This is a genomic window from Flavobacterium cyclinae (assembly GCF_021172145.1).
Classification (GTDB): domain Bacteria; phylum Bacteroidota; class Bacteroidia; order Flavobacteriales; family Flavobacteriaceae; genus Flavobacterium; species Flavobacterium cyclinae.
On the sequence record NZ_CP089095.1, the window covers coordinates 2,700,527 to 2,716,755 of the forward strand.

The window sequence follows — 16,229 nt, forward strand, 5'->3', positions numbered from 1 at the left end:
CGTGAATAACAGTCTAATAAATAGCATCCGATTTGTAGTTTTTTTATTCCTACAACTGTTAATATTTAATAATATTAATTTGTTAGGATATTTAAACCCCTATCCGTATGTGTTATTTATCTTATTGTACCCTGTAAATAGCAATAAAAGCGTATTACTTTTAGCTAGTTTTGCTATGGGAATCTTATTAGATATGTTTTGTAATTCGGGCGGAATTCACGCAATGGCATCATTAATTCTAGCTTATATAAGACCATCGTTATTTAAGTTTGCTTTTGGTTTGAGTTACGAATACCAAACCGTAAAAATTGCAGATAAAATTACACCAGAGCGAATTACATTGTTACTATTAGCTATTTTTATTCATCATTTTGTTTTGTTCTTTTTTGAATATTTTCGATTGGATCAAATTTTGACTGTACTAATGCGAACCCTATCTAGTTCGTTATTTACATTTGTTATTTGTTTACTAACTTTATTTATTATTAAGCCAAGTAAGCGATGAGAAAATTTATATTACCAGCAGTAATCATTATTTCATCAATTGTTCTTATTGTTCGAATTTTTTACTTACAAGTAATTGATGAAACTTTAAAACTTAAATCAGAAAACAATGCCATAAAAAAAGTATTTGATTTTCCTGAGCGTGGTTATATTTATGATAGAAATGGTAAGTTGTTAGTTGCTAACCAGCCATCATATGATATCATGGTGGTTCCAAGAGAAATTAAAAACATCGACACAACTGAATTTTGCTCCTTATTAAAAATCACAAAAGAAGATTTTATAAAAAAAATAGAAAAGGCAAAAATATACAGCCCCATGTTACCTTCTGTATTTCTATCTCAATTAAATAAAGTGGAATATGCCGCATTCCAAGAAAAAGAAAGAAAATTTGAAGGTTTCTATACCCAAAGACGATCACTTCGAGATTACCAAGTTGATTTTGGAGCAAACATTTTTGGATTTATCACACAAGTTAATGAAGGAATACTTAAAAAAAACAAGTATTACAATAGTGGTGATTTAATTGGAAAACAAGGCGTTGAACAACAATATGAAGAAATTCTTAGAGGAGTAAAAGGAGTTAAATACTTACTACGAGACAAACATAATAAAATCATTGGTCCTTATAAAAATGGGCAATTTGATACGATAGCGCAACAAGGAAAAGACTTAACTTTAACCATTGATTATGAACTGCAAAAATACGGTACAGAATTAATGATTAACAAAAGAGGCGGAATTGTTGCCATAGAACCTAAATCTGGTGAAATTTTAGCTTTAGTAACCGCTCCTACTTACGATCCGGGATTGTTAGTAGGAAGACAGCGCTCTAAAAACTACACTGCTTTATATAACGATTCTATAGCAAAACCTTTATACGATAGAGGACTTCAAGCTGCATATCCACCAGGCTCTCCGTTTAAAATCATAACCGGACTAATTGGATTGCAAGAGGAAGTAATTGATGAACAAAGCACCTTTTATTGTAATCATGGAGCAAATTTTGGGCGCTTTATGGGATGTCATTGTGGTTTACATACGTTACAACTAAATAATGGTATTTATAAATCTTGTAATAGTTATTTTGGTAACACCTACAAAAGAACTATAGAAAAATACAAAGATTCATATTATAGTGTGGATAATTGGGCTAATCATGTAAAAAGTTTTGGACTTGGTCAATTTTTAGGAACCGATATGCCAATTGGATCCAAAGGATTAGTGCCCACATCAAAAATGTATAAGAAATGGTATAATGGGGCTAAAATTAGAAGTTCTTATATTATATCAAATGCAATTGGTCAAGGCGAGGTACTAACATCTCCAATACAATTAGCCAATATGATGGCAACTGTTGCCAATAGAGGATATTATTACACGCCTCACATAGTTAAAAACATCAAAGATGAAAAACTAGACAAAAAATACACCACTAAACATTACACTACCATAGACAAACAATATTACGAGCCTATAATACAAGGTTTAGAAGATGTTTATAACTATGGAACAGCTTCAGGATTTAGAGTGGAAGGAATGAAAATATGTGGAAAAACAGGAACTGCAGAAAACAAAATAAGAGTAGCTGGGAAAACATATCAATTAAAAGACCATTCAATATTTGTTGCTTTTGCGCCTAGAGAAAATCCTAAAATTGCTTTGGCTGTATTTATTGAAAATTCAGGTTATGGAGCAACTTGGGCTGGACCAATTGCAACCTTAATGCTAGAAAAATATATCAATGGTAAGATTTCTCGAAAAGACTTAGAAACTAGAATGTTAACTGGAAGTTTAGAAGCTGAGTATCAAAAAATTGAAAATATCATCTTCCAGAGACAACCAAACCCGTCAAAAATTCAAGATTCAATAAATAAAATTAAAGTAGAAATTAGCGACGCCAAAAAAGAAGAAGAGGAAGCATAATGAAAAATCAAAGTGTTGGAAATAGAATAGATTATATTACCGTTTTACTATACATGGTCTTAGTAATAATGGGCTGGATGACTATATACTCTGCTTCTTTACCATTAGAAGAAACCTCCATATTTGATGTTACACAAATATATGGCCGTCAAATGCTATTCATTGGACTTACAATTCCTCTTATTTTTATTATTTTATTCACTGATGCTAAAATTTTTGAAAGACTATCTTTTGTTTTTTATGGCATTGGAATCCTTTTACTATTAGGATTATTTGTTTTTGGGGTTACAAAAAAAGGACAAACCAACTGGTATCAATTTGGTGGTTTTGGATTTCAACCTTCTGAGTTTGTTAAAACGGCTACAGCATTATTACTAGCAAAATATTTAAGCTATTCACAAATTAATTTAAAATTAACCAAACATCAAATAGTAGGTTTAGGCATTATTGCAATCCCTATTTTATTAATATTAATGCAACCCGATGCTGGAAGTGCTATGATATTTGTTTCATTAATTTTTGTTTTAAATAGAGAAGGATTACCTAGTTGGTACTTTTTTTCAGGAATTATTGCCATAGCATTGTTTTTTTTATCATTAGTTATTCAACCCCTTTATTTAGTAGCTATCATTTTTGCAATAATGGTTATTCATTATTTGTTTAATCGAAAAATATCCAGAAATCCCATTGTTTATGGATTGCTTTATTTGACAATGGCAGGATTTGCCTTTTCTGTAAGCTATGTATATGATAGTGTTTTAGAACCGCATCAAAAAGACCGAATTAATGTGTTAATTGGTGATGATGTTGATATGAAGAAAGAAGGATACAACTTAAATCAATCAATGATTGCTATTGGCTCTGGAGGTTTATTAGGAAAAGGATATTTAGAAGGCACGCAAACTAAAGGTGGTTTTGTTCCAGAACAACATACCGATTATATTTTTACAACAGTTGGCGAAGAATGGGGATTTGTAGGCAGCATTACTGTAATCCTATTATTTATGACCTTATTTTTAAGAATTATCTACCTAGCAGAAAATCAAAAGACAAAATTTAGTAGGGTGTATGGCTATTGCGTTGCCACTTATTTATTTACTCATTTTTTTGTAAATATTGCCATGCTTATTAAATTATTCCCAACTATTGGTGTACCTCTACCCTTTTTCTCTTACGGAGGTTCAAGTTTATGGGCGTTTACAATTATGCTTTTTATTTTTGTGAAACTTGATGCCAATAAGGTTAATGAATGGTAATTAAAAACTCCATTCTTTATAATCTGATTTTGTTTCTAATTCATTTTCTATAGTGTCTGATAATTTAGGAAAAAAGTCAATTCCGGTCATTTTTTCAATATCATCTACAGTTGCCGTAAATTCATATAAAGGCTGATTTGATTTTTGATGCGGAACTAAGAAACCAATCATTCTACTTCCGTCTTTAGTTAAAAGTACTTTGTAAAAATATTTTGGAACCGAAACTTTTTCTTTTCCGATAGATTTAAGATTATCATTTAATACGCCTCCAGTCACAATATATAAACCATCATATTTCAAAGCCCAATACCTTACTTTTTCTTCTAAACGATTCCATACTCCCGAATTAAAATCGTGTTTTTGAGGACTAATATTAGAAGTAAAAAATGTTTCGTTGTAATCTGAAAAAGAACTTTTTCTATCAGCTGCCGGACATAAATGTCCTTTATCATAACCTGAATTTTTATAATTTCTCCAATCTGCAGAAGCTGTTTCTACTAATGGATCTTGCTCAAAAAAAGGGCGTTGAAAATTTAAATTTGTCAAATCGTTCTTTTCTAAAACATAAGCAACCCATTCACTTTGCTCATGATTTTCTGAATAAGAAAAACTATAAGACGAGTGACTATAAATTGCTCCTGTTGTGGAAGTTGGTAAATAATCAAATAGACTACTATTTGTTGGTTCTTCATGTACCACAAATTCTTTATTTTCCAATTTATTACACGAGGAAAAAAGAGTAACAAACAGTATTAATAAACTAATTCTATTCATCAGTATTTAAGGTAGTATTTAAAAAAAGTCCCTCTAAAGGGACTTTCAATTAATTCAAACTCAATTTTTGAGTTAAGCTTTTGCCTTTAGTCAGCAGTTTTATATCTGAAATAATATTTAGTGTTTCTTCAATATAAATATCTTTCTGCATTTCTTCATGCCAACGTTCTCTTTTTTGTTTTAACACAGTATCTTTTTCAAACAAAGCTAATTCATCTGGCAAAGATTTAAATTCATAAGTGTTTTTATAATCAGAAATTGCCTTAAATTTTTTCAACTTTTCGTCAGCAACAGCTAATTCATTATTAAAATCATTTAAATTTAAGCTAATAACTTTCTCATCTTTACGCTCAAAAATCCATTTTGCATTTTCGTCAATTAATTTAAATGTAGTATTAGTGGCAATTCTTTTATTACTATTTAAAATAATATTATCATAATTAATTTGTAAAGGTTCGTATTTAGCGGGTTCAATTTTATCCCAAGGCAATGCACTTTCCTCATCGCGTTCCCCCATATCTAAGTAAGAAAAACGGTCTGGAAAAACAACATCACTTTTTACTCCTTCACGCTGAGTTGAACCACCATTAATTCTATAAAACTTTTGGATCGTTGTTTTAAGCGCTCCTAAATCACCAAAAGAACTACTTCTGATAAACTGATTTAAATCAATAACATTTTGAACTGTTCCTTTTCCGTAAGAGTGTTTACTTCCCACAACAATTCCTCTTTTGTAATCTTGTATAGCCGCTGCAAATATTTCAGAAGCTGAAGCAGAGAAATTATTAATCATTACCACTAATGGACCATCATATTGCACTCGTTTATCTGGATCAGGTAATATTTCAGGATTTCTGCGAGGTGCCTTTACTTGAACAACTGGTCCTTCGGGAATGAACAATCCTACCATTTTTACAACGGTTTCTAGTGAACCACCACCATTATCACGTAAATCCATGATAAGACCATCGATGTTTTGAGCTTTAAGTTTTTCAATTTCAGCCGCTACATCTTTAAATGCGTCACGATTTTCTTTATTTTCAAAACTAATGTAGAATTTTGGTAAATAAATAATTCCGTATTTTTTACCATCTTTTTCAACCACACTTGATTTAGCAAAAGTTTCCTCTGTTTCTACTTCATCACGAATAATTGAAATTACTTTAATTGTACCATCAACTTTTTTTACCGTTAAACGAACTTCAGTTCCTTTTGGTCCTTTGATTTTCTTAACAACATCATCCAAACGCATTCCGGCAATATCAATTGGTTCTTCTTTACCTTGTCCCACTTTCAAAATCAAGTCTCCTGCCTCTAATTCTTTTCCTCTCCAAGCAGGTCCTCCCGAAATTAATTCTGAAATCTCAACTCCAGCTTCCTTTTTTTGAAGGCGCGCTCCAATACCTTGAAAAGTTCCGCTCATACTTACATCAAATTTCTCTTTATCTTCTGGTGAAAAATAAAAGGTATGAGGATCAAAACGTTCAACAATCGAGTTTAAAAATATAGCAAACCAATCATCTCTAGTTAATTCTTTTTCAAGGAAATTAAAATATTCATCTAATGATTTTAAAGTACTTTCACGAACTTCTTTTTCAATTACCTCAAACGATTTTTCTTCATAAGACGCATTTTCTTTCTTTTTTTCTTCTTCTAATTTTTGTTTATCTGTTAAAGAAGAAAGTGTTGAAAGTTTTAGTTGTTTACGCCATCTTTCTACTAAATCTGATTTGTTTTTTGCGAAAGGAAGATTATCATAATCTATATTTATCGACTCTTTAACGTTATAATCAAAGGGTTTACTCAATAAATTTTCATAGATTTTTCTTGATTCTTTCATTCTTTGTAATAAACGAGAATTTGTCAAATTGAAAAATGAAATATCTTTTCTCAAAATCATCTCATCTAATGAAGTTTCATATTTACTAAATTCATTAATATCACTTTGAATAAAAAATCGTTTTGTTGGATCAATATTTTCCAAATACTTATGATATACTTTTTTAGAAAAATCATCATTGATTTCAACCGGACTATAATGCCCACGTTCTAAAACCATAGTTAATAATTCTAAAATTAATTTATCTTTTTCAGGATCTTCCTTCTTCTCACGCGGAATAAAACTCCAAAGTATTGCTGATAAAGCAGTTACCACCAATATAATCTTATAATTTCTTTTCATAAATTCGACTATTCGTTTCATTGAAAAATTTTCAACTAAATTACATAAAAAATCATGCCATAAGCATGCAAATTACTATAATTTTTTGTTAATACCATAAAAATCATCAAACAAAAAAAAGGTTTTAACTTAATTTATTTAATTTAGCGGAAAATGTGTAAAATGGCAAAACCACTGATACTTGTAACAAACGATGATGGAATTTTAGCTCCTGGAATTAGAGCATTAATTGATGTAATGAAAGAAATTGGAGAAGTGGTAGTAGTAGCACCCGATAGTCCGCAAAGTGCTATGGGTCATGCCATTACTATCAACAATACTCTAAAACTCGAAAAAGTTAAAATTGACAAAGAATTGGTACTAGAATACAGTTGTAGTGGTACGCCTGTGGATTGTGTAAAAATTGCCATTAATGAAATTTTGAAAAGAAAACCAGATTTATGTGTTTCAGGCATTAATCATGGGTCTAATTCTTCAATAAATGTAATTTATTCTGGCACCATGAGTGCTGCTGTTGAAGCGGGCATTGAAGGTATTCCTGCAATTGGTTTTTCATTGCTAGATTACAGTTGGGATGCAAATTTTGAACCCATCAAAACTCATATAAAACAAATTGCATTAAAAGTATTAAAAAAAGGTGTTCCAGAAGGCGTAATTTTAAATGTTAATTTTCCAAAATTAAGTCAAGAAGAAATAAAAGGAGTTAAAATTTGCCGTCAAGCAAAAGCTATGTGGCAAGAAGAATTTGATAAAAGAACAAATCCTCAAGGAAAAGAATATTATTGGTTAACTGGAAAATTTGTCAATTTAGACAAAGGAACTGACACTGATGAATGGGCGTTAGAAAACGGATATATCTCCATTGTACCCGTACAGTTTGATTTAACAGCACATCATGCAATACAACAATTAAATTCTTGGGAATTATAAAGTGAAGATTAAATGAAATATTACATCATAGCAGGAGAAGCTTCAGGCGATTTACACGGTTCAAACCTTATGAAGGCGTTATACGAAAAAGATCCATCAGCCGAAATTCGTTTTTGGGGTGGCGATTTAATGCAAAATGTAGGTGGCACTTTAGTAAAACACTATCGTGATTTAGCCTTCATGGGATTTATTGAAGTGGTAATGAACTTAAAAACAATTTTAAACAACATCAAAATCTGCAAAAAAGACATTGAAGCATTTCAACCTGATGCGATTATTTTTATCGATTATCCTGGATTTAATATGCGAATTGCAACTTGGGCAAAAGAGCGTAATATTCCAACACATTACTACATTTCACCTCAAATTTGGGCTTGGAAAGAAAATCGTATCAAAGCTATCAAGCGAGATGTAGATTTCATGTACGTAATTCTTCCTTTTGAAAAAGATTTTTACGAGAAAAAACACAATTTTCCTGTTCATTTTGTAGGTCATCCATTGATTGATGCTATTGCAAATAGAACAGAAGTTTCAGATGAAACTTTTAGAGAAGAACATCATCTTTCTGACCAACCTATTATTGCTTTATTACCTGGAAGTCGTAAGCAAGAAATTTCCAAAATGCTTTCGATTATGCTTTCTGTGGTAAATGATTTTCCTGATTATCAATTTGTGATTGCAGGTGCTCCAAGTCAGGAATATGAATTTTACAAAACTTTTTTAACAAATGAAAATGTGAAGTTTATTTCAAATAAAACCTATGATTTATTGAGTCATTCGCATGCTGCTTTAGTAACTTCTGGAACCGCAACTTTAGAAACCGCTTTATTTAATGTTCCTGAAGTAGTATGCTATAAAGGAAGTTGGATTTCGTACCAAATTGCCAAACGCATCATCACTTTAAAATACATTTCATTAGTAAATTTAATCATGGATAAAGAAGTGGTCAAAGAATTGATTCAAGACGAGTTGAATACCAAAAATTTAAAAGCTGAACTCACCAAAATCTTGAATACAGAAAGCCGCACGCATTTATTACAAGATTATGACAACTTAAAAGAAAAATTAGGTGGCGAAGGCGCAAGTAAAAAGACTGCAGAGTTGATTGTGGGTAGTTTTGAAAAATAAAATATATTAAATTGAAAGTAGTTAAGTTTCCCCTAATCACCATTACTATAAGTTTTGCTATTGGCATTATTGCAGCCTATTATCTGCAATGGAGTTTTACTACTTTACTATTTTCATTCTTAATAATTCTAGGAGTTTTTGGTTTTCAGTTTTGGAAAAGCAATAAAGTGCTGTTACAAAATGTAGCATTTGGCATTACTACTTACCTCCTTGCTTTTTATTTAGGAATGATTACTTTTTATGTTCATTCAGATGTTAATTCAAACATTCATTATACCAAAAAATCATTTGAAGAAACAAATGCTGTTCGGGGATTGGTTACCGCAACTTTAAAACCAAATGAAAAATATAATAAATACTTTATTTCTCTTTCACATTTTAATGATTCTATAGCATCTGGAAAATTATTATTATATGTTCCAAAAACAAATCGTAAGACTTTACATACTGGCGATGAAATTTGGCTAAATGCTGCTATTTATCCGGTTCCAAAAGCATTTAATCCGTACCAATTTGATTATTCGAAATACCTTGAAAAACAAAATGTGTTCCATCAAATTTACACAAAAGAAAATCAAATCAAGTTTATTCAAACACACAAAACCATTTCTTATTACATTGAAAATTTAAGAAGCAATCTTAGTCAAAGTTTTGAAATTCATCATTTTGAACCCAAAACAAAAGCCATAATAGACGCTTTAATTTTAGGACAACGTTCAGAATTAGATCCAGAAACAATTAGTAATTATTCAAATGCAGGTGTAATTCACATTTTAGCGATTTCAGGATTACATATTTCCATTATTTACTTCTTTATCATTTTCCTGTTAAAACCTTTGAAAAGAGTTCGTTTTGGAGCAGAAATTCAATTATTACTTGTATTGTTTATTTTATGGTTATTTGCATTACTTACCGGTTTGCCAGCTTCGGTAACTAGAGCTGTAACTTTATTTAGCTTCATAAGTATCGGAAACTATTTTAATCAGTCAAAAGCAATTTATAATGCCATAGCCATTTCTGCATTTTTAATTTTATTGGTAAAACCAAATGCCTTTTTTGACATTGGTTTTCAATTGAGTTATGCAGCTGTTTTATCTATTGTACTGTTCCAACCTTTTTACAAGAAATTCTATTTTTCTGAAAACAAAATCGCTGTTTATTTTACGGACATTATTTTGGTTTCCTTAGCAGCTCAGATTGGTGTATTGCCTTTAAGTTTGTATTATTTCAACCAATTACCTTTATTGTTTTTAATGGCGAATTTGGTCATTATTCCACTTTCGAGTTTGGTTTTAATTGCAGGAATTGTCATTTTACCCTTCAATTTTATACTGCCAACATTAGCAACATTTTTAGGAAAAATTCTTGAATTTAGCATTCAACTTATGAACGATTATATACATTGGATTGCCCAATTTAAAAGCGGAATTATCACCAATATTTCGTTTTCGAGTGGGTTGACCTTTTCGATGTATTTAGTAATAATTACTATTATTTATTGGATATATCACACAAAAGTTAAAAACATAAAATATGTTTTAGCAAGCATTTTACTTTTCCAATTGAGCTACATCAGTGTAAAATGGAACGAAAATCAAGGAAGTGAATTGATTATTTTTAATGAAAAATCGACTTTAATTGGAATTAAGAATCAAAACAATGTAGTTGCTTTTACTGATACTCCAGAAAATCACATTACGACTTTAAATCATTACACACGAGGTACATTTTCAGACTCTTTAGGTGTTTTTCCATTGCAAAATGTGATTTCTTTAAAAAAGAATAGAATTTTAATTGTAGATAGTTTGGGAATTTATAAAACTTCGATCCAACCTGACATTATAGTTTTAACTCAAAATCCAAAAATAAATTTAGCAAGATTGATAAAAGAAATGCAACCAAAAGAGATTGTTGCCGATAAAAGCAACTACAAAAACAACATAAGTACTTGGAATGCAACATGCAAAAAAGAAAAAATCCCTTTTCATGCTATAGCCGAAAAGGGATTTTATAGATTGAAATAAATTTATTTCTTTTTGATAATTTGATTAGCGCCATCAATCCAAACTTTTGGACCTCCAGCCACATAACCAGAACTTCCTAAAGCATTTAAATTTACTTTTGCTTCAGCAGTTTTTGTTGCACTTACAAACCAAACGGTTGGATAACCTCTTACTTGTAATTGTTGTTGTAATTGTGCATTTTGAGCTTTTACAGCGTCCGTTTGATTATTTTTTCTAGGAAAATCTAGCTCCACTAGAACCACATTTTCTTTTGCCCATTTGATAAATTCTGGGGTTTTAAATACCTCTTTTTGCAAACGAATACACCATCCGCACCAATCTGAACCGGTAAAAAACAAGAATAATGGTTTATTTTCTTTAATTGAAATATCCGTTGCTTTAGACATATCAGTATGCCAAGTTAATTCTTCTTGCGCTTGTATTGACATACTCGTCAAAGTTAAAAACGCTATAAATAAAATCTTTCTCATATTGTAAATTTATAAAAACAAAATTAATCAAATAAAATGCCAAAAAAAGTTAGCTACTTAACTTCTTGCATTAATTTTCTAACTAAAGGTGAAATAATTATTAATAACAAACCTGCAATTAATGCATAAATCGCTAATTGTTGGTAACCATCAGCATAGGTATTCAATTTTTCTAAGTTAGTCATATTCTTAGAAGCACTTGCAATATTTGCTCCTAATAAACCTGCAAAATATTGACCATATGCACTGGCTAAAAACCACATTCCCATAATGACTGCTTGCGTTTTTTGGGGAGATAATTTTGTCATTGCACTCATTCCAATAGGCGATAAACACAATTCTCCAAATGTAATTACAAACCATCCGAATGTAAACAAATCTAAAGACGTTTTACCATCTGGACCAGCAAAAAACTTGGTATAGTAAAACACCCAAAAACCTCCAGCTAAAAACAGAAAGGCCAAACCAAATTTGATAATGGTATTGGGTTCAATCTTTTTCTTTGCCATCCAAAGCCAAACCATACCCACTAATGCTGCAAAGGCAATTACAAAAAAGGAGTTTGCTGAGTTGTTTACTCCATTAGGATCTAAAGGAATTCCTAAAACTGTATTATTTAGATTTTCAGCAGCAAAATCACTTAATGAACCTCCACTTTGTTCAAAAAAGGCCCAAAAAACAATTGAAAACAGCATAAAAATTACTGCTGCGATCAATTTTTTATTTTCAGCTAATGAAAACCCACGCATCTCATAAGCCAAATACAATATTGAAAAAGGCCCAATAGTATACATAAAATAGTCTGTATAAACCGTATTAGAAACCATTACAATAATTATTGGAATAATTAAAATTGATCCTACATAAGTAGACCACTCATAAATTTTTCTTTTACCCGATTCAATATGTAGCAATGGAGACAAGCCAATATTACCTAAACTTTTTTGAGTTTGAGTAAACGTCATTAAACTAACTACCATGACAACAGCTGCTAATCCAAATGCAATATTCCATTCTAAACCATTTGGAATAATGGAAGCTAACATTTCTCTTTTCCCAACAGCAATACAAATATAACCACCAATTAAAGCTCCTAAGTTAACTCCAGCATAGAAGAGAGAAAATCCAGCATCAGTTCTAGAATCACCTTCTCTATAAAGCTTGCCAACCATAGAAGAAATATTAGGTTTAAAAAAACCTGTTCCTACAATGGTAAAACTTACTCCTACAAAAAACATTGATTTTGGATCAATAGCTAAGATTAAACTTCCAATAATCATTAATATTCCTCCCCAAAATAAGGATTTTCTGAATCCAAATATTTTATCAGCAAACAATCCTCCTATAAATGTAAAAGCATATACCCATGCTTGAGTAGCTCCATATTGAAGATTTGCAGTCTCTTTGTCCATCAATAAATGATGCACCATGTAGAAGTAAAGCATTCCGCGCATTCCGTAAAAACAGAAACGCTCCCACATTTCACTAAAGAACAAATACCAAAGTTGCTTTGGATATTTACCTTCAAAATTCTGAATTTCCTCTATTGTTTGCATCTTAATGAATTCCTTTTTCTTGCATTACTTTATTTAGTTGTTTTAATAAAACAAACATTAATAAAGTAGCAAACATTAATAATCCGAAGTTTACCCAAAAGAAGTCCTGCTTATTGTCATATGTATCCCAAAGACTTGCTAATACACCACTCAATTTATTTCCTATTGAAGTTGACAAGAACCACCCACCCATCATTAATGAAGTGATATTCGTTGGGCTTAGTTTTGACACTACAGATAACCCCATCGGACTCAAGAACAATTCTCCGATTGTTATAACCCCATAATTTGCTACTAGCCACCAAACGCTCACTTTTTCTGTTCCGTTTGCTCCCATGTTAACTGCAGCAACCATCACTAAAACGGATAAAGCAGAAATTAATAATCCGAATGCAATTTTAGTAGGTGTTGAAGGTTCTTTCTTTCTATTTCTTAAAAATGTAAAGAACGCTACAACTAATGGTGTTAAAATAATTACCCAACCTGGATTGATTGATTGACTTAAATTGGTTGCCCAAAGCGATACTTTTGAACCTTCTTCTGGCAATTTATCTTTGGCAACGTTTCTGAAATAAACGGGATAATCCACTGTTTTTTGAACTTCTCCATCTACTTTTTGAATACGAAAAATCGCATCGTATAATTCAACAGTGTCTTTTTTGTATTCTACTTCTTTAGCCAATTTTAATCCACTGAAAACGGTTTGAGTGGTTCCTGTGATTTCTCTATCTGTATAACGGTCTGCCCATGTATTTAATGCAGAGCCATTCAATTTGAAAACACCCCAGAATAAAATTACCACTGCGAAAATGGTTAACAAAGCTCCAATTGGTCTTTTATCTTCCGTTTTGGCTTTAAAATATAAACTTCCGTAAAAGAAAATTACTGGAATACATGCAAAAATAAAAGCATCTGTACTATCAGAACCAAAAATATAACCGCTTGGATTTGCTTCCGAGGTTACTCCTTTAATTAACCAACCAATTACTCCAAAAACAGCAGATGGAACTAATATAAACATTACAATTTTCCAGAATGGCATGTCGCCAGCTTGTACTCCTTTCTTTTCAGTTTTATCTCCGTAATGTTTTGTTCCTAGTAAGAAAACAATAACCCCTACTATCATTCCAACTCCAGCCGCCATAAAAGCGTACTGCCAACCTAATAAAATTTGTAATGCAGCTCCAAAGAAGTTACAAATAAAAGCTCCAACATTAATTCCCATGTAGAAAATGTTGTAGCCTTCGTCTTTTTTATCTTTAAACTTATCATCAGTATAAAAATTACCTAAAAGAGTAGAAATATTTGGCTTAAAAAAACCATTACCTACAATTACTAATGTCATAGCGATGTAAAGTATAGTAATATCATGAATTCCCATCATGAAATAACCTGCTCCCATCATTAAACCACCTATAACGATGGATTTTTTATATCCCCAATATCTATCAGCAACTAATCCCCCAATAAAAGGAGTTAAAAAGACTAAAGCAATGAATGTTCCGTATAAATCGGATGCTTCTTTTTCTGTCATAGCGAATCCAGCTTCAACATCTTTAAGATATAAAGTAAAAATACCAATCATTAAATAGTAACCGAAACGCTCCCACATTTCAGATAAAAACAAGTAAGGCAATGCTTTAGGATGACTTTTCCACATAATTTATTGTATTAAAAAAACAAACCTACAAGGGTTTCTTGTAGGTTTGAAAGATATAAAAAAATATTTTAATTACAATTAAGTAATACCATTCATCATTTTTTTCAATCTAGGAGATAAAACAGCTAAAATTACAGCAGCAATACCACACAAAATAACAAAAACCATAAAAAACTCATATAAATTATGGATTTCAAAACCTCCAAAAGATGTATATTCCATAGGTAATTGCTCTTTTTCAAATAAAGCTACTTGTTCAGCACTTAAGGTTACTTTTTTATCTAAAACGTCTTGAAGATTAACTCCTAAAGTTTCCGCTTTTTGGAATTTATCTCCAGTTGCAGGAATAATTGCTCCTAATGAACCCGCTAAAGCATAACCCGCTGCATTTGAAATAAAGAAAACTCCATACAATAAAGACGCAAAACGTTTAGGTGCTAATTTACCAACCAATGATAATCCGATTGGTGACAAACAAAGTTCACCCATTGTTTGGATTAAGTACAATAACATTAACCATTTGATTGCTAATAATCCAGAATTTCCTAAATCTTTAACATTGTGTGCGATGATAAAATAACTCAAAGCAATTAAAGCTAATCCCATTGCTTGTTTTAATGGAGAAACAGGCTCTTTACCATTTGCTCTTAATTTATCCCATAATAAACTGAATGGTAACGCCAACATTACAACAAAAATACCATTAAAAATTTGCACCATTGATGGTGGCATATTCCAACCAAAAATATCTCTATCAGTTTGATTATCCGCAATAAACGTTAACGATGAACCTGCTTGTTCAAACGCAGCCCAGAAAAAGATAATAAAGAACGAAACAATATAAATTACCCAAATACGCTGTCTTTCTACTTTATTTTCAGCCGAACTCATAATTAAGTAAGCTAAAGCAATACCAGCAGAATAAATAAATGGATAAATTATTCCTTTAATTAATTGGCCCATTGCAACATCTGAAAAACCAAATTCACCCACTAATAAATATCTAAAGACAAAGAATAAAGCTGCAAAAATTCCTATTGCAGTACCAATAGCTGCTCCTGTAAATTTAGCTGTTTGTGTTTCACCTTCTTCAAAGTCCTCTGCTTCATTATTTTTTGGTAAACCTCCAATTGGTCTTCCTTCTGGTGTTACTACATATTTGTTTTTCAACATAAAAAAAGTAACCGTTCCAATAATCATTGCAATTGAAGCTGCTAAGAATCCCCATTTAAACGCAAAGATATCTCTAACTCCAGTTACTTCGTCTTTAACATCTCCAACCCAAGGACAAATAAATTGACCTAAAAACGCTCCGATATTAATTCCCATATAGAAAATAGTAAAAGCAGAATCTAATTTGTTTTTTTCTTGTTTTGGATACAAACTTCCAACCATTGATGAAATGTTTGGCTTGAAAAATCCGTTACCGAAAATGATAATAAACAAAGCAATCCACATAAATAATTTTGCACTTCCGATGCTAGAATCAAAAGTTGAAGCACTAATAAACAAAAGGAATTGTCCAATTGCCATTAATGTTCCTCCTAACATTATACTATATCTATTCCCTATGTATTTATCTGAAATAAATCCTCCTAAAAGTGGCGTTAAATAACACAATGCTAAAAATCCACCATAAATAATGGCTGCGTCTGCTTCTTTAATCAATAATGAATTTACCATGAACAATGTTAAGATTGCTCGCATTCCGTAGAAATTGAAACGCTCCCACATTTCGGTTCCAAATAAAACCCATAGTCCTTTTGGATGGCTTTGTTTTGCTGCTACTTCACTCATATAATTTGTTTTAGTTTATTGG

The 16,229-nt window shown here is 31.2% G+C and carries 12 protein-coding genes; 6 read left to right on the plus strand and 6 right to left on the minus strand.

The genetic code is table 11. The features are described 5' to 3' along the window. Position 1: 1 nt before the first annotated feature. Genes mreD through rodA form a run of 3 tightly spaced genes read left to right on the plus strand, consistent with a single transcriptional unit; the run spans position 2 to position 3,686 of the window. Positions 2-505 (plus strand): rod shape-determining protein MreD, encoded by a 504-nt coding sequence (gene mreD / locus LOS86_RS12365; protein ID WP_231842386.1) that lies wholly within the window; start codon positions 2-4, stop codon positions 503-505. Then, positions 502-2,430 carry a peptidoglycan D,D-transpeptidase FtsI family protein gene (locus tag LOS86_RS12370; RefSeq protein WP_231842387.1) on the plus strand — a complete coding sequence of 643 codons (1,929 nt, stop codon included), beginning with the start codon at positions 502-504 and terminating at the stop codon, positions 2,428-2,430. The genes mreD and LOS86_RS12370 overlap by 4 nt, the downstream gene beginning before the upstream one ends. Further along, positions 2,430-3,686, plus strand: coding sequence for a rod shape-determining protein RodA (rodA, locus tag LOS86_RS12375; protein ID WP_231842388.1), 1,257 nt, complete (start codon positions 2,430-2,432; stop codon positions 3,684-3,686). The genes LOS86_RS12370 and rodA overlap by 1 nt, the downstream gene beginning before the upstream one ends. Here rodA and LOS86_RS12380 read toward each other — a convergent pair whose 3' ends face one another. Next, positions 3,687-4,403 (minus strand): DNA/RNA non-specific endonuclease, encoded by a 717-nt coding sequence (locus tag LOS86_RS12380; protein ID WP_231842389.1) that lies wholly within the window; start codon positions 4,401-4,403, stop codon positions 3,687-3,689. Between the two features lie 106 nt (positions 4,404-4,509). After that, positions 4,510-6,663 (minus strand): carboxy terminal-processing peptidase, encoded by a 2,154-nt coding sequence (locus LOS86_RS12385; RefSeq protein ID WP_231842390.1) that lies wholly within the window; start codon positions 6,661-6,663, stop codon positions 4,510-4,512. A 141-nt stretch (positions 6,664-6,804) separates the two neighbouring features. Between LOS86_RS12385 and surE the strand changes: the two genes are divergently transcribed. From surE to LOS86_RS12400, 3 genes are read left to right on the plus strand one after another with little or no spacing between them, the layout of a single operon-like run. After that, complete coding sequence (gene surE / locus LOS86_RS12390) at positions 6,805-7,572, plus strand: 5'/3'-nucleotidase SurE (RefSeq protein ID WP_231842391.1); 768 nt, start codon at positions 6,805-6,807, stop codon at positions 7,570-7,572. Positions 7,573-7,584: 12 nt separating this feature from the next. Further along, positions 7,585-8,700 carry a lipid-A-disaccharide synthase gene (gene lpxB / locus LOS86_RS12395; RefSeq protein WP_231842392.1) on the plus strand — a complete coding sequence of 372 codons (1,116 nt, stop codon included), beginning with the start codon at positions 7,585-7,587 and terminating at the stop codon, positions 8,698-8,700. 11 nt (positions 8,701-8,711) lie between these two features. Then, on the plus strand, positions 8,712-10,724 hold the full coding sequence (locus LOS86_RS12400; RefSeq protein ID WP_231842393.1) for a ComEC/Rec2 family competence protein: 2,013 nt from the start codon (positions 8,712-8,714) through the stop codon (positions 10,722-10,724). 2 nt (positions 10,725-10,726) lie between these two features. On the opposite strand, the gene LOS86_RS12405 is transcribed toward LOS86_RS12400, so the two are convergent. The 4 genes from LOS86_RS12405 to LOS86_RS12420 form a co-directional block, all read right to left on the minus strand. Then, positions 10,727-11,194 (minus strand): thioredoxin family protein, encoded by a 468-nt coding sequence (locus LOS86_RS12405; RefSeq protein ID WP_231842394.1) that lies wholly within the window; start codon positions 11,192-11,194, stop codon positions 10,727-10,729. A gap of 53 nt (positions 11,195-11,247) precedes the next feature. Beyond that, complete coding sequence (locus tag LOS86_RS12410; protein ID WP_231842395.1) at positions 11,248-12,750, minus strand: peptide MFS transporter; 1,503 nt, start codon at positions 12,748-12,750, stop codon at positions 11,248-11,250. 1 nt (position 12,751) lies between these two features. Next, positions 12,752-14,410: a peptide MFS transporter gene (locus tag LOS86_RS12415; RefSeq protein WP_231842396.1), complete on the minus strand. Its 1,659-nt coding sequence runs from the start codon at positions 14,408-14,410 to the stop codon at positions 12,752-12,754. Positions 14,411-14,488: 78 nt separating this feature from the next. After that, the gene (locus LOS86_RS12420; RefSeq protein WP_231842397.1) at positions 14,489-16,207 is read right to left on the minus strand and encodes a peptide MFS transporter; all 1,719 of its coding nucleotides are present in this window, start codon (positions 16,205-16,207) and stop codon (positions 14,489-14,491) included. Between the last annotated feature and the right edge of the window lie 22 nt (positions 16,208-16,229).